The sequence below is a fragment of the Streptomyces violaceusniger Tu 4113 genome (assembly GCF_000147815.2).
Taxonomy (GTDB): Bacteria; Actinomycetota; Actinomycetes; order Streptomycetales; family Streptomycetaceae; genus Streptomyces; species Streptomyces violaceusniger_A.
Genome location: NC_015957.1, coordinates 4848741 through 4870555, shown reverse-complemented (window position 1 = coordinate 4870555; position 21815 = coordinate 4848741). Strand labels below are relative to the sequence as shown.

Annotated in this window: 16 protein-coding genes and 4 pseudogenes; 4 read left to right on the top strand and 16 right to left on the bottom strand. The window is 70.2% G+C overall.

Annotated features, from left to right (window positions below; all coding sequences use genetic code 11):
• Positions 1–24: 24 nt before the first annotated feature.
• The 3 genes from STRVI_RS20060 to STRVI_RS20050 form a co-directional block, all read right to left on the bottom strand.
• Positions 25–1623, bottom strand: coding sequence for an FAD-dependent oxidoreductase (locus tag STRVI_RS20060; RefSeq protein ID WP_014057507.1), 1599 nt, complete (start codon positions 1621–1623; stop codon positions 25–27).
• Between the two features lie 47 nt (positions 1624–1670).
• On the bottom strand, positions 1671–2762 hold the full coding sequence (locus tag STRVI_RS20055; RefSeq protein ID WP_086019629.1) for a LacI family DNA-binding transcriptional regulator: 1092 nt from the start codon (positions 2760–2762) through the stop codon (positions 1671–1673).
• An 85-nt stretch (positions 2763–2847) separates the two neighbouring features.
• Positions 2848–3237: a hypothetical protein gene (locus STRVI_RS20050; RefSeq protein WP_014057505.1), complete on the bottom strand. Its 390-nt coding sequence runs from the start codon at positions 3235–3237 to the stop codon at positions 2848–2850.
• Positions 3238–3612: 375 nt separating this feature from the next.
• Between STRVI_RS20050 and STRVI_RS52755 the strand changes: the two genes are divergently transcribed.
• On the top strand, positions 3613–3765 hold the full coding sequence (locus tag STRVI_RS52755) for a hypothetical protein (RefSeq protein WP_014057504.1): 153 nt from the start codon (positions 3613–3615) through the stop codon (positions 3763–3765).
• 274 nt (positions 3766–4039) lie between these two features.
• A complete protein-coding gene (locus STRVI_RS20045; RefSeq protein WP_014057503.1) occupies positions 4040–5197 on the top strand; it encodes an alkaline phosphatase PhoX in 1158 nt (385 codons plus the stop codon).
• A 200-nt stretch (positions 5198–5397) separates the two neighbouring features.
• On the opposite strand, the gene STRVI_RS20040 is transcribed toward STRVI_RS20045, so the two are convergent.
• The 4 genes and pseudogenes from STRVI_RS20040 to STRVI_RS20030 form a co-directional block, all read right to left on the bottom strand.
• Positions 5398–6279 (bottom strand): GNAT family N-acetyltransferase, encoded by an 882-nt coding sequence (locus STRVI_RS20040; RefSeq protein ID WP_014057502.1) that lies wholly within the window; start codon positions 6277–6279, stop codon positions 5398–5400.
• 185 nt (positions 6280–6464) lie between these two features.
• Positions 6465–7338, bottom strand: a protein-coding gene (locus tag STRVI_RS48050; RefSeq protein WP_251982672.1) for an IS5 family transposase whose coding sequence is annotated in 2 segments (ribosomal slippage) — positions 6465–6705 and positions 6704–7338 — 876 coding nt in all. Because the reading frame shifts where the segments join, the coding sequence is not laid out codon by codon here.
• 26 nt (positions 7339–7364) lie between these two features.
• Complete coding sequence (locus STRVI_RS20035) at positions 7365–8828, bottom strand: 3-hydroxybutyrate oligomer hydrolase family protein (RefSeq protein ID WP_014057500.1); 1464 nt, start codon at positions 8826–8828, stop codon at positions 7365–7367.
• A 195-nt stretch (positions 8829–9023) separates the two neighbouring features.
• Positions 9024–10040, bottom strand: a pseudogene (locus tag STRVI_RS20030) (extracellular catalytic domain type 1 short-chain-length polyhydroxyalkanoate depolymerase); the annotation flags it as partial.
• 333 nt (positions 10041–10373) lie between these two features.
• Between STRVI_RS20030 and STRVI_RS56400 the strand changes: the two are divergent.
• Positions 10374–10550, top strand: a pseudogene (locus tag STRVI_RS56400) (HAD-IIIC family phosphatase); the annotation flags it as partial.
• Here the strand turns inward: STRVI_RS56400 and STRVI_RS55575 are convergent.
• Entirely contained in the window at positions 10548–12959 is a 2412-nt protein-coding gene (locus tag STRVI_RS55575) for a beta-ketoacyl synthase N-terminal-like domain-containing protein (RefSeq protein WP_050993697.1), read from the bottom strand. The pseudogene STRVI_RS56400 and the gene STRVI_RS55575 overlap by 3 nt on opposite strands.
• 72 nt (positions 12960–13031) lie before the next feature.
• Complete coding sequence (locus STRVI_RS54440; RefSeq protein ID WP_251982912.1) at positions 13032–13181, bottom strand: KR domain-containing protein; 150 nt, start codon at positions 13179–13181, stop codon at positions 13032–13034.
• A 42-nt stretch (positions 13182–13223) separates the two neighbouring features.
• Here STRVI_RS54440 and STRVI_RS54435 point away from each other — a divergent pair.
• Positions 13224–13343: pseudogene (locus tag STRVI_RS54435) on the top strand (enterochelin esterase); the annotation flags it as partial.
• Positions 13344–13399: 56 nt separating this feature from the next.
• On the opposite strand, the pseudogene STRVI_RS55980 reads toward STRVI_RS54435, so the two are convergent.
• The 7 genes and pseudogenes from STRVI_RS55980 to STRVI_RS19995 form a co-directional block, all read right to left on the bottom strand.
• Positions 13400–13543, bottom strand: a pseudogene (locus STRVI_RS55980) (hypothetical protein); the annotation flags it as partial.
• A 220-nt stretch (positions 13544–13763) separates the two neighbouring features.
• Positions 13764–15029 carry a 2Fe-2S iron-sulfur cluster-binding protein gene (locus tag STRVI_RS20020; protein WP_014057498.1) on the bottom strand — a complete coding sequence of 422 codons (1266 nt, stop codon included), beginning with the start codon at positions 15027–15029 and terminating at the stop codon, positions 13764–13766.
• Positions 15026–15919, bottom strand: a complete 894-nt coding sequence (locus STRVI_RS20015) for an FAD binding domain-containing protein (protein ID WP_014057497.1) — start codon at positions 15917–15919, stop codon at positions 15026–15028. Before STRVI_RS20015 ends, STRVI_RS20020 begins: the two co-directional genes overlap by 4 nt.
• 8 nt (positions 15920–15927) lie before the next feature.
• Positions 15928–16707, bottom strand: a complete 780-nt coding sequence (locus STRVI_RS20010) for an enoyl-CoA hydratase/isomerase family protein (RefSeq protein ID WP_014057496.1) — start codon at positions 16705–16707, stop codon at positions 15928–15930.
• A 1-nt stretch (position 16708) separates the two neighbouring features.
• Positions 16709–19141, bottom strand: a complete 2433-nt coding sequence (locus STRVI_RS20005; protein WP_014057495.1) for a xanthine dehydrogenase family protein molybdopterin-binding subunit — start codon at positions 19139–19141, stop codon at positions 16709–16711.
• Between the two features lie 5 nt (positions 19142–19146).
• Complete coding sequence (locus STRVI_RS20000) at positions 19147–20700, bottom strand: class I adenylate-forming enzyme family protein (RefSeq protein ID WP_014057494.1); 1554 nt, start codon at positions 20698–20700, stop codon at positions 19147–19149.
• Between the two features lie 416 nt (positions 20701–21116).
• The gene (locus STRVI_RS19995; RefSeq protein WP_043236162.1) at positions 21117–21692 is read right to left on the bottom strand and encodes a PadR family transcriptional regulator; all 576 of its coding nucleotides are present in this window, start codon (positions 21690–21692) and stop codon (positions 21117–21119) included.
• Positions 21693–21815 lie beyond the last annotated feature (123 nt).

Below are 21815 nucleotides of genomic sequence, written 5' to 3'. Positions count from 1 at the left end.
GGCCGGACAAGCTGTCGGACGGGGTCAGTAGCCGCGGACGTCGGGCCAGCGGCGCTGCACACCCGCCCGGTCCAGGAGGCGGCCGAACTCCTCGAACCGCTTGTCCTCGGCCTGCACCTGGTGGGGCTCCACGCCCTCGTCCAGACAGTGCGCGGCGAGCGCGCCCGCGACCTCGCCGACGTTCCACTCGACCGGGTGCAGCCGGTAGCAGCCGTTGGTGATGTGGGTGGTGCCGATGTTCTTGCCGGCGGGCAGCAGGTTCCGCACCCGGCGCGGCACCAGCGCGCCGAGCGGGATCTCGAACGGCACGGAGCCGACGTCGATGTAGGTGTCGCCGCCCGTGGAGGGGTGCAGGTCGACGCGGTAGCCGCCGACCCCGACCGAATCGCGGTAGCGGGTCCTGCCATGGGGACCGACCACGTCGATCGCGACGTCCTGCTCGACGACGGTGGTCACCGCCTTGATGCGCCGCGACTCGCGCACGTAGGCCGCCTTGGCCAGACCGTCCGCGGTGCCGGTGACGTCCGGTCGGATGCGCAGCCCCGGGAAGCCGGTGCCGCCGTCCGCCCGTGGTGCCTCCGTCTGCAGCCAGTACAGCACCGACAGCGACAACTGGCGCGCCTCGTGCAGGGCTTCGGCCTCCTGGCCGATGTACGGCTTGAGCCAGTAGTCGTTCAGCGGCCAGTTGACGAGGGTGATGTCCGAGCCGAAGGCGCCCGGCCGGTGCAGTCCGCGGGCGAGGATCCGGCGGAATCCCCACAGCTCCTTGTCCCCGGCGTCGGCGCTCTGGTCGGCGCTGACCGCGAGCGGGTCGAGGTCCGGGTTGGGAAGGAAGGTGCGGGGCACGGACTCCAGGGTGCGCGGGTCGGGCGCCTCGAAGCCGAGCAGCGGACCCGGCCAGAAGTCGGGCCGGTAGGAACGCCAGAAGTCGTAGTCCTCTGGCCGCTCCACGGTGTGGTCCTCGCCCTCGTGGTGCGAGAGCGCGAAGCACACGGTGATGCCCTGCTGGTTCTCGGGCCGCGCCGCGGCGGGGGCGTGCGGCTCGCCGAACTCGTCCTGCGCCTCCGCCCCGTTGGCGTGCTCCACACCGGCGAGGTCGAGCAGTTCACCGGTCTCCGTGGCGTCGACGACGTACCGGGCGGTGAACGTGGTCCGCCCGCCGGAGCGCAGGTCGCGCACGGTCACCGCGCGGATCATGTCGCCGTCCGTCTCGGCGGACACGGCGCGGTGCTCGGTCAGGACGGTCAGCAGGCCCGCGGCCCGGTACGGGGCGAGCATGCCCTCGAGGACGGCGAGCGCCACCCGCGGCTCATGGCACAGCTTGCTGACCCGGCCGGCTCCCGGGTTCAGCTCCGTAAGCCCCAGCGCCTCGGCGCGCAGCGGGTACCACTGCCGGTAGTAGGCGCGGATTCCCTCGCGCAGCGCCCGGTACGTAGCCGTCGTACCGAACTGCTCCACCCAGGGGTGCTCGTCCGGCGGCACCGCCTGCGCGGTGAGCTGACCGCCGATCCAGTCCGTCTCCTCGGTCATCACCACGCGTCGGCCCGCCCGGCAGGCGGCGAGCGCGGCGGCGACTCCGCCGAGGCCGCCACCGACGATCAGGATGTCCGGTTCCGCTATCACGCTGCTCCTTGGGGTCGTGTCCGAACTGCGGTGTTCGTCAGGGGGCGTCATGGCCGCCGGCCGGGCGGACCCGCCGTCTCGCCGGCGCGGAACGCGCAGGCCACCAGGGGTTCGTGGGTCTCCTCGCCGGCCACGAGGGCTGAGAGCAGCCGGACGGCGGCCGCGCCGAGCTGGTGCCGGGGCACGTCGAACCCCATGGGCACGGGTGCCGCGGCCACGTCCGGCGGCGGGCCGCCGAGCAGTCCGAGCGAGACGTCCCCGGGGCAGCCGAGCCCCGCCTCCCGTACGGCGGCGTCCAGCGCGCGCCAGGCCGCACCGGTGTCCGTCTCCTCCGCGACGAACGCCGTCGCCCCGTCCTCGACCAGCGCGCGCACCCGCTCCGCCGTCACCTCGCCCGCCGGGTCGGCGCAGCGCAGCACCGCCTCCGGGCCCGCGTCGGCGCCGACGGCCGCCAGCCCCTCCAGAAAGCCGCGCTGACGGTCCGTGGACGCCGGGGCGTCGTCGTCCTCGCGCACCAGGACGATGCGCCGGTGACCCAGCGCCGCCAGATGCTCCACGACGGCGCGGCTGGCGCTGACGTAGTCGGCGCCGACCCAGGCCAGCCCCTCCAGTTCCTCGCGGCGGCCCAGGTGGACCACCGGGAACCCGTCGGCCACGAGCCGCTTGAGCTCGGCGCGCGGCGCGTGGCGGCCGAGGAAGAGGCAGCCGTCGGCCAGGCGCACCCGGCTCAGCGCGTCCGGCCCGCCCGCGCTCGACCCGGTGAAGAGCACCAGGTCGTAGCCGCGGGCGGCAGCCTCCTGCTCCACGCCGACGAGGAAGGGGTAGTACGAGTGCTGCACGTCCGTCGGGAACGTCGCGGTGAAACTGAAGACGCCGAGGAGGTTGTTGCGGGCGGCGGCCAGCCGCCGCGCGGCCGGGTCGTGCACGTACCCGAGGCTGCGGGCGGCGTCGAGAACGCGCTCCCGGGTCTCCTCGGAGATCGTCGCCGCCTTGCCGTCCGTGCGGGCCGACAGCACCAGCGAGACCGTGGCCTGCGAGACCCCGGCAAGCTGGGCCACCTCCGCCTGCCGCGGGCGTGACGTACGGCCGACCGAGCCCGGATTGCGCCCCGGCTTCGCCCGCTTCCTCGACTGCTCCACGCTTGATTCCTTCTCCCCCACCGAGTGGTAATGCGCATTACCTATGCGCATTACCGAGCACTCTGCGGGTGGCGTGTGGAGTAGGTCAAGACCTGTGCGGCGGCTTTCCGTTGAGCCGCACCGCGACCGGCACCGCGACCGGCACCGGATGACGCACGGCCCTTCGGCCGCCCGCGTGCGCGGCGGCGTGGCCCAGTGAGCCGCAGGCGACCACGGCCCAGGCGGCGATGAGCAGCGCGTGGAGGACGACGGCGGGCAAGGTGAACAGGACCGAGCCGGTACGGGCGGCGGGGGCGCCGGTACCGGTGCCGGTGACGGTGACGGTGACGGTGACGAAGGCGCCGAGCGGGAACTCCGGCTGACGGCCGCACCGGCGCCCCGGGCCGCCCCTTTGATGCCGTTCGGTTACACGACCGGCATTCCACGTACGCCGTTGTGTACCAGGATTCCAGTCGTCGCCGGACTGATCCGGCACCTACCACGACGCCGGGTACAACGGGGCGAAGGTCATCGACTCGACGGGGAAGAAGTACGTCGGCAAGCCCGGGTCCCCCACCGTCGGCGAGTCCTTGGACCTCCCTGATCCTCCAGCCGGGCGAGCGGGCCGCCGGGTAGGTGATCTTCGAAGTACCGGAGGGCGCGAAGATCAGGGCCGTGACGTACCAGATGGACGCGACCGGGCTCGACGAGGATCACGTGGGCAGGTGGAACCTCGGTTGGCACTCCGGCCTGAAGGGCCCGGGCCGATGCCCGATGGCTGCCGGTCGATTCGGGCTCCGATCACTTCGCCTTGTCAGGGTCCTCAACAAGCCGCCACACACACCCACTTCTTGCCATATATGGTGGACGGGTGAGTTCACATGACCTGGAGCCCCGGCGTCCGTCTCCGCGGGTGGAAAAGATAGACAGCACGCTGGCGGTACTGATCATCATCGGGATCGCCTCCGGATCGTTCTGGCTGGCCTCGGGCCTCACCTCGTCCTACATGTGGCTGCTCACCTGACACGCCCCTGCGCAGGCTGTACCGCACCGGCCACAAGGGCGCGCCGGGGCACTACCGGCATGTCCGGGCCGGGCACGAGGGTCAGCGGGCCCGGGGCATGAGGCGTCGCCCCGGGCCGCTGGGAGGGGAGCCCCGGTTCAGTCCGGCAGCCCCCACGGTTTCGCGTCGCCGACGGCCGGTACGTCGCGCGGTCCTGCCTGGCTAGAGTCCATGACCGTGGGACCCCGCCGTCGGTCGGCGGCGGGGAACGGTCACGACACTCCTTGGAGCGAGAGTGAAACGTCGCACCCTCCTGCGTGCCGCCGTCATCGGCGGCTCCTCGGCAGCATTCGGCGGAACCTTGTGGCGCGGCGCCGCGTACGCCGCACCGGCGCAGCCGGGCGCCGGCCCGTACGGGGCGCTCGGTTCGACGGACGCCAACGGCGTACGGCTTCCCGCCGGGTTCACCAGCCGGGTTGTCGCCCGTTCGCGGAAGACGGTCGCCGGCACCTCGTACACCTGGCACGACGCCCCGGACGGCGGGGCCTGTTACGCCGACGGCAGTGGCTGGATCTATGTCTCCAACTCCGAGATCAGCCCGTCGGGCGGGGCGAGCGCGGTGAAGTTCTCCTCGACCGGGACGGTCACGGGCGCCTACCGCGTCCTCTCCGGTACCCGGCAGAACTGCGCGGGGGGCAAGACCCCGTGGAACACCTGGCTGTCCTGTGAGGAGGTCGACCGCGGCTACGTGTACGAGACCGACCCATGGGGCGTGAAGGCCGCGGTACGGCGCGACGCGATGGGGCGCTTCAAGCACGAGGCGGCGGCGGCCGATCCCGTCCGCCGGACCCTCTATATGACCGAGGACGTCACGGACGGCTGCTTCTACCGTTTCACGCCGGCGACGTGGGGTGACCTGTCCTCCGGCAGGCTGGAGGTCATGGTCGCCGGTTCCGGAACCAGTGGCCCCGTCACCTGGGCGGCCATACCGGATCCGACCGGCGCCACCGCCACCCGCAACCAGGTGGCCGGGGCCAAGCGGTTCAACGGTGGCGAAGGGTGCTACTACGCGAACGACACCTGCTGGTTCACCACCAAGGGCGACAACCGGGTGTGGCAGTACGACGCGGCCGCCCAGACGATCGAACTGGCCTATGACGATTCGCTGGTGACCGGCGGCACGGCCCCGCTGACCGGTGTGGACAACGTGACCGGGGCCTCCTCCGGCGATCTGTTCGTGGCCGAGGACGGCGGGAACATGGAGATCTGTGTCATCACCCCGGACGACGTGGTGGCCCCGTTCCTGCGTATCGACGGCCAGTCGGGCTCGGAGATCACCGGCCCGGCGTTCTCGCCGGACGGCAGGCGGCTGTACTTCTCCAGCCAGCGCGGCACCAGCGGCAGTTCGTCAGGCGGTATCACCTATGAGGTGACGGGGCCGTTCCGCAGCTAATGGGCCCCGGGTGAACCGGGGCCGGAGCCGCTGCCGGTCGAGGGCCCGGCAGCGGCTCCGGCAAGCCGTCCTGTCGACGACACCGTGGCCCACCTGTGCGTCCCTCTCGCAAGGAGCCTGACCATGCCCCTACGCCCGTGTGTCGAAAGCGTCGACGGGCCGGACGAGGTGATGTCCAGGTCCGGCCCGTTTGCTCGCCGCTAAAGGTCGAGCTGGTGTTGGTGTGTCGTGTGCGTGGGTGTGTACCCGAGACTGTCGTTGATCTGTCTCATGTGCGTGTTGCTGTCGGCGGTGTCGGTCAGGAGGCCACCGAGGTCCGGATAGTGACCATGGGCCTGTCGGATCGACTCAGCCTTCATCCATCGGCCGAGGCCGTGTCCACGGTGCTCGGGCAGCACGCCGGTGCCGTAATGCTGGCCATCACCTGTGCCGTTGCCAGGAATAACGAGTTCGGTGAACGCGGCGATCGAGCCGTTGGAGGCGTCGATGGCGACGACGGTGTGCAGCTGGTCGCCGCGCTGTTCGACGACCTTCGCTGCGGCCCGGACGCGGTCCACGTCCCAGGTCACGGTGCCGTAGTCGGTGTCGTCCATGGGCATGTCGTCCATGGCGTGACGTGAGGTGGCGAACGTCTGGGCGAGGCCGTCGGGGACGGTTCCCTGCCATGACACCAGCCGGTAGCCGGGATGCGGACGCTCAATGATCTCGGCGAGGGCGGTGGTGTCCACATCGCCCAGTGGCAAGCGGGAGAACCTCAGGGTGAGGACCTTGCGGAAACCGCGAGCCACCAGGAAGTGGTCGCCAGGCGATACGGCCTCAGCCTGCGCGATAACGCAGCGTCGGGCACTGTCCCGGGCGGCGCCCACGGCAGCGTCGAGGAGCCGGGAACCGACGCACTTGCGTCGCTCCGCGGGATGGACACGGAGGGTCAGTTCGGCCAGGTGCTCCTGTCCGGGATCGGTGAACAGCCGCAGAAAGGCCGTCCCGACAGGGATGGATTCGGCGTCGGACGCCAGCCATGCAAGACGCTGGCTGTGCGGCCCGTGAGCGGGGTCGGTCAGTGGGGTGATACGAAGCGACAAGGTGTCTCCGTCGTGAGGAGGTGGCAAAGGTAAGTACGCGGGCTCAACTGCTGGGCACTCCTGCGCATGTGCTCCACACCTCCTCGTCGACAGCGCCGGTCCGCAACGACGGACGGCTGGGGGAATGTAGCTGGCCTGTCGGCTCCTCGGCAATGGGATATCGAAGGACCGGTGCGAGCGTGTGGTCACAGCCATTCGTTGGTGGCCGCGACCAGCACGGTTGCCTCGTAGCGGACCGCGAGCTTGTCATATCTCGCGGCCACGGCCCGGTGCCGTTTGAGGCGATTGATCCCGCACTCAACCGCGTGCCGAGCTCGATAGTCGATTCCGTCCAACTTTGGCGGACGGCCACCGCGCGAGCCACGATGCCGGCGGTTGCGGGCCTGATCGACCTTCTCTGGCATGGTGCAGCGAATGCCCCGTTTTTAGGTGAGCGCGGTTCTTGCGGGAGGCGTATGCCTTGTCGGCGCGGACCCGATCGGGCCGAGTCCGCGGCCGACCCGAACCGGTGCGGGCGACACGTATCTTGTTCAGGACCTGCTCGAACTGCGGGGAGTCGCCACGCTGCCCGGCGGTTATCACAATCGACATGGGTTTCTGGGCTTGCTCGACGGCCAGGTGGAGCTTGGTGGTCAGGCCACCTCGTGAGCGACCAAGACCATGGTCGTCGGGCTCTGCGCTGGCCCCCGCCGGGTGGCTTGACCTGCAACTCCCCCTTTTCCTCGCCCCGGCGGCGTGCTGGTGGGCCCGGCAGACCGTGGAATCGACATTGATCTCCCAGATGATGAGTTCCTTGGCATCGGCCTGGGCCTGCAGTTGAGCGAAGATCCCCTGCCAGGTGCCGTCCCGCTGCCGGCGGCGGAACAGGTCGTACACCCGCGCCCACGGGCCGTATCGCTCAGGCACATCCCGCAACGGCACACCGGTACGGGTGCGAAACCGCACGCCGTCGATCAGCTGCCGCCTTGTCCATGTCGGCGGTCGACCTGGCTTCTTACCCATGGGCAACAGCGGTTCCAGCCTGGCCCACTGCGCATCCGTCAGATCTCCTCGTGCCACAAGGCAAGATCATCCCACTTCAAGATCTACTTCCGATACACGCCCTGGTCCAGCGGGCAGCTCGTGAGCAGTGTCGCGGGATCCGCGTCGGCCGGGCGCTGAACGGTGTGGTCCGCCGGAGGGCGGCCCGATCCGGTCAGCCACTGTTCCAGTGCCGCGAAGGCGGAGCGGTGGCAGGGGACGATCGGGCGGAGCTTGCCGGGGTGGGCGTCGACGAGGGAGTCGACGTGTGTGCCGTCCTCGATTCGGTAGTAGCGAAGCAGCGCGCCCCGACCGGCCCGGTGCACCATGCGGGCGTAGACGTCCGAGTCCTTGCTGATGGGCAGCAGCGCGTCGAGCGTGCCGTGCAGGGTGATCAGCGGTTTGCCGATGCGTCCGGTCAGTGCGATGCGGTCGACGGCACGGTGGACCGCGGGCGGCCGGGTGGCGTAGTCGTAGTCGGCGTCACAGCCAGGGGTGCCCGGGGCGCAGTAGGGGGTGCCCGCCTCGGTCGCTCCGTCGAAGTCCGGGTCGGCTTCCTCGCGGTAGATGCGCTGTGTCAGGTCCCAGTAGACCTTGTGGTGGTAGGGCCACAGAAACTCCGAGCCCGCCGGGTAGCCGGCCTTGCGCATGGCCTTCCAGGCGTCCTCGGCTCCGGCCCCGCCGGCGGCGTACGCCGGGTATGCGCGCAGCGCGGGCGGCAGGAAGGTGAGCGGGTTGGGGCCGTCGGTGCGCCACAGAGTGCCCTCCCAGTCCACTCCCCCGTCGTACAGCTCGGGGTGGTTCTCCAGTTGCCAGCGCACCAGGTAGCCGCCGTTGGACATGCCGGTGGCGAGGGTGCGGACGGGGGGCCGGTGATACCGCTGGGTGACGACGGCTCCGGCGGCGCGCGTGAGCTGGGTGACGCGCTTGTTCCACTCGGCGACGGCGTCACCGGGCCTGCGGCCGTCGCGGTAGAAGGTGGGGCCGGTATTGCCCTTGTCGGTGGCGGCGAAGGCGTAGCCGCGGGAAAGCACCCAGTCGGAGATCGCGCGGTCGTTGGCGTACTGCTCGCGGTTGGCCGGGGTACCGGATACCACCAGACCGCCGTTCCAATGGTCGGGCAGCCGGATGACGAACTGCGCGTCGTGGTTCCAGCCGTGGTTGGTGTTGGTGGCCGATGTGTCGGGGAAGTAGCCGTCGATCTGGATCCCGGGAACGCCGCTCGGTGTGGGCAGGTCCTTGGGGGTGAGCCCGGCGAAGTCGGCCGGATCCGTGTGGCCCGAGGCCACCGTTCCGGCTGTGGTCAACTCGTCCAGGCAGTCGGCCTGTTGGTGGGCCGCACCCGGTACGTGCGGCAGGGCGTATCCGGAGCAGCGGCCGCCCGGTGTGCCCTCCGCGCCGGCCGCTGGCACCGCCGCGACCCATGCGAAGACGAGCGAACAGGCGCCCACGAGCGACAGTACTCCGCGAGCGGCACGCCGTCCGGGCCGTCCGCCGGGTGGGGCGCAGGCTGTGCGGGGTGGAGACATCCGGTTCTCCTCCGAGTCGAGTGGTGGACGAGCCGGAGGCTAGAGGCACCGTCACCACACGGGACATGTGCGGGCCCGCCATGGCGGCGGCCCGGACAGGGGTGCCGGACACCATGACGGGCCGTTTCACCTCGCCGAGTACGACAGCCGCGGGCGTGCGAGCGGGAGCAGCCGCTGTCGGCGACCGTGTCCCTAGCCGCCGAGACCGAAGAACTTGGTGATCCAGTAGCTGGAGCAGATCGAGTCCAGGAAGTACGGGGCGCCGGTGCTGCCGCATTGTTCAGCGCCGGTGCCGGGGTCGACCGGCGTGCCGTGGTTGATGCCGGGGACCTTGTTGACCTCGACGGCCACCGTGCCGTCGGATGTCACGTACTCGTCGTGCTGGGTGGCATTGGGGCCGATGCTGGAGGTGCGGGTGGGCGTCTGGGACAGCCCGTGCAACGCCGTCCACTGATCGCGCAGTTCGGTGGCGTTGCGCGGCACGACGGTCGTGTCGCGGTCGCCGTACCAGATGGCGGTGCGCGGCCACGGTCCCTCGTACGACGGGTACGCCTCGCGCACCCGCTGGGCCCACTCGCCCGGACTGAGGTCCAGCCCGGGGTTCATACACAGGTAAGGGCTGGTGTTCTTCGTGCAGTTGTAGGGCAGGCCCGCGACGACCGCGCCGGCGGAGAAGACATCGGGGTAGGTGGCGAGCATGACCGAGGTCATGGCACCGCCGGCGGACAGTCCGGTGATGTAGACCCGCTTGGAGTCACCGCCATATGCCGAGACGGCGTGGTCGGCCATCTGCCGAATCGACAGGGCCTCGCCCTGGTCACGCCGATTGTCCCCGGCCTGGAACCAGTTGAAGCACTTGGTGAGGTTGTTCGACGAGGTGGTCTCCGCGAGCACCAGGACGAACTTGTCGCGGTCCGCGAGCTCGGGCAGCCCTGAGTTGTCGGCGTAGACCTGGGCGCTCTGTGTGCACCCGTGGAGCGCGACGACCACGGGCGCGTTCGCGGGCAGCGACGCCGGCTTGTACACGTACATGTTCAACGCGCCAGGATTGGAGCCGAAGTTGCCCACCTTCGTGAGGGTGACCGCAGCGTTCGCGGCGGGCGCGGGCCCGGCGAGAACGGCTCCGAGCACGAGGGCGGCGACGGGGAGGAGCCGGGCCGCGATGCGGCTCCATCGACTCCGTGGCAGTGCCTGGCGTGGGGGGACTGGCATGGAAGTGCTCCTTCGGTTGATGCGCTCCCGGTGTTCCTGTGGCCACCGACGCGTCGCTGTGCGCCGGAAGCACCAGACGTGGCCGGAACGGTAGAGTCGGCCGTGACCCGTCACCATGGCCCCGGGCACCACAAGCGAATTCGCCGCCGTCGGCGTCACGCGGATTGCGCGGTCGACAACCGATCTGCTACACGGCTCAACAGCCTGCCGGTGACGATGCTGTCACCGGTGACTCCCCCACCACCGCCCCGGGACGTGCCCCGCCGAACGGGTCACCCCCAGTTGTCCGGGGCCTGGCCGGCGCATGCCGGGCAGTTTGTTCGATAGGGCATCGCCGACCTGCGGGCGCTGCCGGCCGACCCTGACCACGAGGTGCTGGTGGTCACGCTCACCGCCCGGTTCGGGCCGCACGGCGCGGTCGGCCTGCAACTGCTGGAGAAGCACGCACAGCTCTGGCATCTGAAGCTGCTGGCCACGTCCTGCCGCGTGGTGTCGTTCGGCGCCGGGTCAGAGCCTGAGTCCCGCGGAGACCTCCAAGATCTGGTGGCGAAGCCAGCGGTGGGCCGCATCCTGGTTGTTGCGGGGATGCCAGTACATGGCCTCGGTCAGCGTGGTCATGGGCACCGGCAGCGGCATCGTCTTGAGCCCCGCCCCCTTGGTCTCGCGTGCGAGGAGTCCCTGGAGCACGGTGACCAGACGGGTCCCGAGCACCACATGGGGGGCCATGGCGAAACCCCCGATGTCGGCGGCGACCCGGAGCCGGGCGCCCACGCGGTCGAAGTAGGACTCCACGATCGAGGTCATCGGCCCGTTCACGCCGAGAAACGGCAGCCGCCGCAGCTCCTCGACGGTGATGGTGTCCCCCACCCCGGGGTGGTTTTCGTCGACAGCCACCACGAACTCGTCGGTGAACAGCGTCTCGCTGAAGAAGCCGGACAGATTCTGGGCAAGACTGGTCGGCCAGATCAGCAGATCGCACTGTCCCCGGCGGAGCTGGTCGATGAAGTCGGCCTGCGCGGGGAAGACGTTGATGCGGATGTTCAACGACTCCGCCTCCACTTTGCGCAGGATGGGCCAGATCAGCACCGCCTGGGCGTAGTCGCTGGCGATCACGGTGAACGTGCGGGGAGGGCCGTCGGAGGGATCGAACGTCCTGCTCGCGCCCATGACGGCCTGCACCGCCGAAAGGGCCTCCTGCGTCGGCCGCACCAGCGACTCGGCCAACGGGGTCAGCGTCATCCCCCGCCCTTGCCGCACGAGCAGCGGATCCCCGAAATGGCTCCTCAACCGGGCGAGCGAGGCGCTCATCGCCGGTTGTCCCACGAAGACCCGCTCCGCCGCCCTGGTCACACTGCGTTCGGCGAGCAGAGCGTCCAGGGCAATGAGAATGTTGAGATCGATATTGCCAAGGTCGTCCGATATGTGTGGGGCGCCGCTTTCCCAGGGGACGGCCACGCCCGCCGGCATGGTGCCCGGCAAGCTGTCGGCTCGCGCACGCGGAGGCCCGCAGGAACGGCCTGACTCACACCTTCCGGTTCGCCGCGGGCATAACGTCGGCGAATCAGCAAACGCCAGGCGTTTCCTCAGGGGTACGGGCTCGCCGGTGGCGGAGCCGCCCCGGGGCGCGCGCCGCGCCCATGTGCCGCAGCACAAAGGGGCAGCCGCACGCCACCGCACCACGGCCCATACGTGGCGTCCCGCGGCGCGGGCGTCGGACAGGCGCTGCAGCATGAGCATGCCCGCGCCTTCGGCGAATCCGGTGCCGTCCGCGGAGTCGGAGAACGCCTTGCACAGGCCGTCGGGGGCCAGCCCGCCCTGGCGGGAGAACTCGGCCAGGCCCAGGGGGGTGGTCATGACCGTGACCCCTCCGACGAGTGCCGTGGTGCAGTCGCCGTTGCGCAGCGACTGCGCGGCCAGGTGCAGGGCGACCAGCCCGGAGGAGCAGGCCGTGTCGACGGTGACGGCGGGCCCCTCCAGTCCGAGCGAGTAGGCGATCCGGCCGGAGAGCACCGAGCCCGCGCTGCCGGTGCCCACGTGGCCGGTGGCGTCGTCGGCCTCGGCGCCGGTGAGGAGCGCGTAGTAGTCCTGGCCGGTGCTGCCGAGGAACACTCCGGTGCGGCTGCCGGCCAGGCTGCCGGGCGCGATGCCGCCGTGTTCCAGCGCCTCCCACGAGGTCTCCAGGACCAGCCGCTGCTGCGGGTCCATGGCCAGGGCCTCCCGGGGGGAGATCCCGAAGAACTCCGCGTCGAAGGCCGCGATGTCGTCCAGGTAGGAGGCCGTGGTCACGCAGTCGTCGGGCAGGGCGGCGAGGTCCCACCCCCGCTCGCGCGGCGGCGGTCCCACGGTGCCGCGTTCCTCGGCAAGGAGCTGCCACAGCTCGTCGGGCGAGGTGACGCCGCCGGGAAGGCGGCAGGCCATGCCGACGATGACGATGGGATCAGTGGTGACGGCCGGGTCCGCCACCGCATGCGTGCGGGCCGTCCCGTCCGGTGTGCCGCCACCGACCCCCGCGCGCAGGTGGTCGGCGAGCGCGGCGGGCGTCGGGTGGTCGTAGACCACGGTGGTCACCAGGGAGCGCCCCGTCACGGCGTTGAGGCGGTTGCGGAAGTCGACGGCGGACACCGAGTCGAATCCCAATGCGTGGAACGGCCGGTGCGGGTCGACGTGCGCCCCGGAGGCGTAGCCGAGCACGGCCGCCGTCTGGGCGCGCACGACCGCGAGCGGATCGGTGGCGTCCGCCGGGGCGGTGCCCTCGGTGAGCAGCGAGCCGACCTCGGGGATCTGCGAGAACGCCGGATTCGGCCGCAACGCGGTGACCGCCGTGTGATAGCGGTCCCATGCGATGTCGGCGAGCACGATGGCGCCGTCACCGTGCTCCACGGCCGTCCGCAACGCCGCGGTCGCGTCCTGCGGGGACATCCCCGGAACTCCGTGCCGTCGCGCGGCCTCCCCGAGGGGGCCGTCGCCCATCCCGTCCCCGGCCCACACGCCTCAGCCGATCGATGTGGCCGGCAGCCCCTCGGCACGCCGGTGTTCGGCCAGCGCGTCCAGGTAGGCGTTGGCCGGTGCGTAGGTGCCCTGGCCCGAGGCGCCGACCGTGCCGGCGAGCGAGGAGAACAGCACGAACGCGTCGAGGTCCAGGTCACGGGTGAGCTCGTGCAGGTGGGTCGCGCCCTGTGTCTTCCGGTCGGCGCGGGCGGTGACCGGTCCATCGCGGCGACCCCGGACGCCCCGGCCCAGCCGCACTGGCCCGTCATCGGCGCCGATGCCGTACTGCCCCTCCCGCGCAACCGGATCCGCTGGATGATGACCGTGATGCTCCGGCCGCCCTCGAGCAACTGCGCGAGACTCGGCCCGGCCACCGGGTTGGCCAGTGCGCGCCGCGCCTCCTCGGTGGTGTTCGGCACCGCGGGGGGTTCGTCGGGGTAGATCGCCGCGAGCAGATCCCGCTCGGGGATGTCGAGTTCGAGTTCTTCGCGGCGGACGTTGCTTTCGTCGTCCATGACGCCGATGGTCAGCGGGTCCAGCGACTCGTAGGGAATTCGTGCATGGAATGTCCCGGTCATCGTCGACGCTCTTCGCAGGCGGCACCACCATACGCAATGGACCGTATGTTTAGGATGGTTGCTCAATATATCGGCAGCTAGGCGAGATTTCAGATCCTGTCAACGCTCGCGCGGTCGCATCGCGGTCCATGAGGAGGGGTGCCACTGACACCTGGTTCTAACGCTCCTTCTCCTGGCCGCTCCGCCACCGCCTCCCGGCGCTGCGCAGCAGCCGCTTGACGCGGTCGAGCAGGGGGGCGAACACCAGGCTCAAGGCGCTGGGGGCCTTCACCGGGCCGGACGGGGCCCGCCCGGATGCCGCCGCTTCGGTGACGGCGTCGGCGAACTGCTCGAACATCCGGCGGCTGACGTCACCGGCGAGAGCGCGCCCGAACTGGGCGATACGGCCGGTGAGATAGACCTTGGCGTCGGCGTGCATCGCGGTGCCGGTCTCCGTGGCCTCGGTGGTCAGGGTGATGTCCGCCTGCGTCTGCGCTCCACCGGTGTCCTGCCCTTGCGCGATGGCCCGCAGCCGACCGGCCTCGCGGTCGTGTTCGAGGATCTGTGCCACCCCGTTGAACGCCAGCTTGACCGGTCCCACGGAGACCCGGGCCCGGCCCGCGTAGTGGCCATTGCCGTGGTCATCGGTGAGTTCCGCACCCGGCAGGCAGCGCGCCAGCAGGTAGATGTCGTCGAGAACGCCCCAGACCCTGTCCTCGGGCAGCTCGATCCCCGTGGTGATCCGCACCGCGATCGTGGGATCGCCGCTGGGCAGCACGATGTCCTGGGTGCGCGACGACGCCGTGTCCTCGGCCTCATCCGGGCCGTCGGACGCGTCCGCGCCCTGCCCGGCACGGCCGACGAGTGCCGTGCGCCCGCAGTTGCCCGGCGCGGGGACGCCCTCGGGGTGTGCGCGCCGGGTCTCGCCCACCGCGGTGAGGATGTTCCGGTACCCGGTGCAGCGGCAGATGACACCCGACAGCTCCTCCGGCAGCGCCTCCTCGGTGACGTCCGGCTGGTTGGTCAGCAGGTCGTAGGAGCTCATCAGGAATCCGGGGGTGCAGAAGCCACACTGCAGGGCGTGGTGACGCCCGAACGACTCCTGTAGCGGGTGCAGGGCGTCGGGCCGTCCCAGGCCCTCGACGGTGACGATGTCCGCCCCGTCCAGCTGCACGGCGAACAGCAGACAGGCGCGGGCGGCCTCGCCGTCGACGAGCACGGTGCACATACCGCAGACCCCGTGCTCGCAGCCGATATGTGTACCGGTGAGGCCGAGATGGTCACGCAGCGCGTCGGCGAGGGTGACCCGCGCCGGGAGGCTGAGCACCGTGGACGTCCCGTTGACGGTCATGCGGACCTCGACCGGATCGTCCGGGCCCGCCTTCACCGGGCGCGGTGTGAGGGGCCCCGCCTCACCGCGGGACACGGCTTCGTTGACGGTCACGTGGTCACCTCCTCGGCGCCGTCGCGGGCGCGCTCGTAAGCCTTGGACAACTCCCGGCCGGCCAGCGCGAGAAGCAGCCGGCGCCGATAGTCCGTGGACGCGTGGACGTCGCCGTCGGTGTCCACGATCTCGTCGGCGACAGCGGAGAGCGGTCCCTTGAGCCGGCCCGCGAGCGCGTCGCCGCCGGTGACCGCGGCGGCGAGCTGCTCGGAGACATCGCGGGTGACCGGCCGGTCGGATACGCCGAACGCGGTCATCGTCGCCTCCGGACGGCCGGCGCGCAGACGTACCCTCACGGCGACGCCCGCGAGCGCGAAGTCGCCGTGGCGACGGGCGATTTCGGCGAACCCGAACCCCTCGCCCTCGGCGGCCACGGGCAGCCGTACAGACGTGAGGATCTCGTCGGGGGTCAGGGCCGTGGTCATCGCGCCGTGGAAGAAATCCCGGGCGGACACGCGCCGGTGGCCGCTCGGCCCGGTCAGCGTCAACTCCGCGTCGAGGCAGCAGGCCACGGCGGGAAGTTCGGCAGCCGGGTCAGCGTGGGCGAGGCTGCCGCACACCGTCCCCCGGCTGCGCAGTTCGCGGTGGCCCACCCAGGGCAACGCCAGGCGCAGCAAGGGAACACTTCTGCTGAGCGGGTCGCGCTCCACCCGCCGCTGCCGTACGACCGCGCCGATGTGCAGGGCCGACCCGGAGCGGGTCAGCGCACGGAGTTCTTCGATGGAGTTGATGTCGATCAGCGTGTCGGGGCGGGCAAGCCGCATGGCGAGCACCGGCGCCAGCGACTGCCCACCCGCGATGACCTTGCCGCCCCCACGGGTCTCCGCCAGTTCGGCGATCGCGTCGGACAGACGCGAGGGACGAACGTAGGCGAACGGTGCGGCTTTCATGGATCAGATCACCGGCCCTGGAACTTCGGGGCGCGCTTCTCGCCGAACGCGGCGACGCCCTCGGCGAAGTCGTGGCTCGATCGCAGCATCGCGTACGCCTTGCGCTCCAGCTCGATCCCGGAGTGGAGCGGTGCGTCGATTCCCTTGTCGAGGACCTCCTTGGCGGTGCGCAGGGCCAGTGGCGAGTAGCCCAGCATGGTCTTCAGCACCCGCTCGACCTCCGCGTCCAGCGCCGCGCGATCGTCCACCACGGCCGACACCAGCCCCCAGTCACCGGCCTGCCTCGCCGTGATGCGAGTAGCGGTCATGACGTGGTACTTGGCGCGGGAGAGACCGATGAGCCGGGCGAGGCGCTGGGTGCCGCCGGAGCCGGGGATCATGCCCAGGCGCATCTCCGGAAGGGCGAATTGGCTGCGCTCGGTGGCGATACGGATGTCCGTGGACAGCGCGAGCTCGAAGCCGACGCCGAAGCAGTAGCCGTCGACCGCGGTGATGACCGGCTTCGGGCTGCGGGACGGAGCCGTGATGTTCTGGCCCAGGTCGGTGAGGTCGGCAGGCTCCACCTCCATGAAGCCGGGGATGTCGCCACCCGAGGTGAAGTGTTCGCCCTCGGCCCGGATGACCACGGCCTGGATGTCCTGGTCCGCGTCGATTTCGGCGAAGCGGTCGGCCATCACCTGGCGGGTCTCCATGGTGACGATGTTGTACTTGCCGTGATCGAGGGTCAGGTAGGCGACACGTCCGTCGTGGCCGCGGTCCAGCCTGATCTGGCCTCCGGTCAGTGCCATGTCACAGGTCCCTTTCGCTGTCACTGCCGTTGAGCAGCTCGTTGAGTACGTTGCCGTGGAGGGGGAGGGTGGTGATGTCCACACCCGCCGGAGCGAGCGCGTCGGCGACCGCGCCCGCGATCGCGGCGGGAAGGCTCATACTGCTGCCCTCGCCGCACCCCTTCGCACCGAGGCGGGTGAGCGGGGAGGGCGTCTCCAGGTGGTCGCTGTTGAGTGCGTACCGCGTCTCCGCCGTGGTGGGACAGAGATAGTCCATGAACGTCGCGGTCGGTTGTCCGGCATCGGTGTAGCGCATCTCCTCGAACATCGAGCCGCCTATGGCGTGTGCGAGCGCGCCGTGGATCTGGCCCTCGAGGAGCGTGTGGTTGAGGATGGTGCCCGGGTCGTGAACGGTCACCACCTGGTCGAGCCGGAGCTGCCGGGTCTCGGCGTCGATGCGTACGGTGACGAGCTCGGCGACGAATCCGTAGCACAGGCTCGAGTTGATCTGATCGCTTCTGCTTGCGGCCTTCGACTGAGGGGGCGTGAAGGCGGCCTCCTCGTACAGCCGCGCGGTGGTGCCCTCGGGCAGTGCGCCGGGGTCCCAGTGGACCAGCCCGGCCGCGTGCCGGAACGGCGCAGCCCGCTCGGGCTCGTCCCGGACCCGGACCTGGCCGTCGGCGAGTTCCACCTCGTCCGGACGGACGTCCAGCAAGGTGGCGCCGGCGACCTTGACGGTCTCTGCCAGTTTTTCACTGGCTTCGACCAGCGCGCTGGTCAGCAAGGGGGCGAACCGCGACGAATAGCTGCCGGAGGTCACTGTCCAGGGGGTGGTGGCGGTGTCCATCTCGACCACCGGACGGACCTGATCCAGCGGCAGCCCGAGCTGTCCGGCGACCACGGCCTGTGCGACCGTGGCGTGGCCCTGTCCCTGTGGCACGGTGCCCAGCAGGACGGACACGATGCCGTTGAGGTCCACGCTGACGCGCACATGCTCGGTGGAGCCGGACTTGCCGCGCCCCGCCGTGCGCTGCTCGGCCGGGGTGGCCAGACTCACATAGCCGATGTTGGTCGCCGACGGATCGACGATGGTGGCGACGCCGATGCCGTAGTATTCGCCGCGCTCACGCGCCGCGCGCTGGTGTTCCCGCAGCGCCTGGTAGTCGGCGTTCTTCAGCAGCATGTCCATGGCGCGCTGGTAGTCGCCCGAGTCGTAGATACCGCCGGTCGGAGTGGTGTACGGGAATGCCTCACTGCCGACGAAGTTGCGCTGCCGCAGTTCTACCGGGTCCAGACCGCAGACCCCGGCGATCTTGTCCATCAGCCGTTCCAGGCCGAAATACAGCTGCTGACCGCCGAATCCGCGGTTGAGTCCGGTGGGTGTCTTGTTGGTCACGACCGCGCGGGAGCGGATCCGCACGGCGTCGATCGTGTACGCGCCGGTGATGTTGCCGAAACAGCGGTACAGCGTGCTGGGCTCCGGCGGGCGGAGATACGCGCCGACGTTGTCCACCAGGTCCGCGCTGAGCGCCCGCACCTTGCCGTCGGCGGAGACCGCCGCTTCGAACCACATCACGCGGTCGGATCCGGCGGAGCTGGCGAGCATATGCTCGATGCGGTCCTCGGTCCAGCGCACCGGGCGGCCGGCGTGCTTGCTGGCCAGCGCCATCAGAGCCACGTAGGGGTAGATGCCGGCCTTGATGCCGAAGCTGCCGCCGTTGTCGGACGGGATCATCAGCCGGACGCGGGAGGCGGGTACGCCCAGCGCCCCCGCCAGCACCGGGACCATGGAGAACGGGCCGTGAAAATTCGCCCACGCCTGAACGGCCGGTCCGTCGGCCTCGTCCTGCCATTGGGCGATGACCGCGTAGCACTCCATCGGGGTCGAGGAGTACCGCGGGAAGGTGTACTTGCCCTTCACCACGTGATGGGCTGTGGCGAAGCAGCCGTCCACATCACCGAATTCGAAGGTTCGGTCAGTCGCCACATTGCTGTCGGCGCCCTCGTGCAGTCGCGGGGAGTCGGGCAGGAGCGCCCTTTCGACGTCGACCACCGGGGGCAGCGGGTCGTAGTCGATCTCCACGAGTTCGGCGGCGTCCTCCGCGAGGTAGCGGTCCTTGGCAACCACCACGGCGACCGGTTCACCGACGAACCGGACTTTGTCGGTACCCGTCGGGTAGTACGGCATGGGCGTCTTGACGGAGAGCGGGAACGGCCGCAATGTCGCGGTGACCTCATCGGGACCGATCACGGCGGCCACACCGGGGTGCCGCCGCGCCCGTTCGAGATTCACGCCGCGGATGCGGGCGTGAGGGTGCGGGCTCCGGACGACCGCGGCGGTCAATGTGCCCGGCAGCGGGTCGAGATCGTCGAGGAAGCGGCCTCGGCCGGTGAGCAGCGCGGGGTCCTCGATCCGTGCGGTCGGCGGCCCCGGCCGTCCCATGGTCGCGGTCACGTGGTTCACCTGTCTGTCGCGGTGTCGCTGTCGGCCAGCGAGTGGTAGTCGCCGGAGCTCAGCCGGCGGCGGAGGATCTTGCCGGTGCCCGACTTCGGGATTTCTTCGACGGCGATGAGCCGCTTGGGGCGTTTGAGGGACGGCAGTCCGGAACCCTCGCGCACATAGGAGTGGAACTCCGCGAGCGCGTGGTCGGGGGTCGTCCCGCTCTCGGGGACGAAGAAGGCGGTGGCGGCCTGTCCCCAGCGGTCGTCGGGGAGCCCGACGACGACGACTTCGCTGATCACCGGACAGCCGATCAGCTTGTCCTCGATCTCGTCCGGATAGATGTTCTCGCCGCCAGAGTTGATCATGTCATCGACGCGTCCGGTGACCCACAGGTCGCCGTCCTCGTCGGCGACCGCGAGGTCACCGGGGAAGTACCAGCCACCGCGAATCGACTTGGCGTTCGCGTCGGGCCGGCGCCAGTAGCCGGCGAAGGCATCCGGGTTCCGCATGGAGACGGCGATCTGCCCCTGCTCGCCCGGTGCCACCTCGGCATCGGGCGAGGCGTCCGGGACCGGCTCCACCAGGCGGACCTGGGAGAAGACCCCGGCCCGGCCCGCACATCCCGGCTTCACGATGACGTCGGCCCCGATGGTGAAGGTGTAGATCTCGGTGCTGCCGAAGTGGTTGACGAAGGACTCCGGCCGCAGCGTGTCCACCAACCGCTCCACCAGCCTCGGAGTCATCGCAGCGCCGGCGTAGGCCAGCTTGCGTACGGATGTGGCTTGCTCCAGGCGGCCGGTGCGCAACAGCGACCAGTAGATCGTGGGCACCAGGAAGAGCGAACTGATCTCCTCGTCGGCGATGAGGCCGAGCATCTCCTCGGCGTCGAACTTCGTCTGGGGAACCCAAGTGCCCGCGGCGACGACGGTGGAGATGAGCGTACGCAGCCCCATGGTGTGAAACAGCGGCATCACCCCGAGCGTTGTGTCGAAGAGTGACTGCCCGCTCTGCAGCAGGTGGGCGACCGAGGCGTGGTGCTCGGCGCTGTGCGTGCGTGGCACACCCTTGGGCCTGCCCGTGGTCCCCGAGGTGTAGAGCATGACGCTGATGTCCTGCTCGGACACCTGGACGTCGAGCGGTCCGTCCGGCTGGGTGCGCGCCAGGCGTTCGATCGTCGCCTCGGCCGGATCTCCCGAGTGGATCCACGGCACCGCCTCGATGGCGCCGAGTGCCTCCTGTGCGACGGCCGAGGTGGAGTCGTCCGCGATCACCAGTGCCGGCTCCGCGTCGGATATGCAGTAGGCGAGTTCCGAAGCGCCGAAGCGGAAGGACAGGGGTACGGAGGCGGCACCCAGCTTCTGCGCCGCCAGATGGAGGCTGGCCAGCGGCTCGCCTCCGGTGCTCAGGAGCACCACCCGTTCGCCCGGACGGACACCGAGCTCGGCCATCGCCCGTGCCAGCTGATTGGTGTGGGCGTCCCACTCTCTGTACGTCATCGGGGTCCTGCCGCCGACCGCCCGGCGATGCGGATAGCGCTCGGCCGTCCAGCGCAGAACCGTGCTCAGGTCCATCGCGGTCCTCTCCGTTCCACACGCGCCCACCAGCGCTCGACAGAAGCTGCGAACCACACGGTGCCATGCGTACCGTATTATTCAGACTATTGGAGGTTGGAGTTGGAAGCTACGCCGACCTGAGGGACGTGTCAACGGTCCGGACGACGACCGCGCACCCCGCCCTCCTGGACACGTGCCTGAGAATGCGGCGCGGAGCCGGCCGACCCAGCCTTCGGGGGCATTTCGCGGTGCGTTGCCCGCACTGGAAGCGGCGGTCACGGCGCATCGGGGTCTGGGTGACGGCGTCACGCGCCGCACGCGCGAGGGACGCAGGCGCCCAGCGGGTAGCAACCTGCGGCCGGACGCCGAGTAATGATGCGCACGGAGGCCGCGACGCCCGGCGAGAGTGGCCGGCGCGTCAGCGTGCGATGGCCCTACCGGGCCATCGGCCGCCCTTTCACGGACGAGAACTCACCGCGCTCGACACGCGCCTGGACACCGCGCCAGAAGTCACGCGCGGCGTATTCCATGCCGAGGCCGAGCTCGAGGGTGACCATACGGCTGGAGACCTCTTCGATCCCGCCGTAACGGAGCCGCATCTCCTCGTACTCCGCGATGCGCCGCTCATGCTGCTCGATCTGGTCCCGGGCGAGGCGCGCCACGTCGTCCGGCTCCGCCAACTCGTTGAAGAACAGCTTGATCTCCGCGATGTCACGCAGCTCGAAGTGCTCCTTGACCGGTTCGGCCAGCCAGACCCTCAGCGCGGCGTCGCCCGCCTCGGTCATCGTGTAGATCTTGCGCCGCCGCCCGGTGTCCTCCTCATGCACGTCCAGGAGCCCTGCCTCTTGCAGCCTCTTGGGCTCCGCATACAGCTGAGCGTGCGGGAAGTTCCAGAAGTAGCCCACAGACCGGCCGATCGCACGCTTGAGGTCGTAGGGGGTGGACGGGCCACGCATCGCGATCATCCCGAGAACCACGTACGACGTCGTCGAGAGCCGGAGTGTTGACATGATCTGAAGCGTACCGTGCACCCCCGCGGCCCCTCTGAGAGGAGGCGAAACCCGGAGTCCCCTGGCGCAGCAGGGGAAGAGCGCGAGGGGAAGCCGTGACCGGCGTCCGGGCGTCAGGCGTCG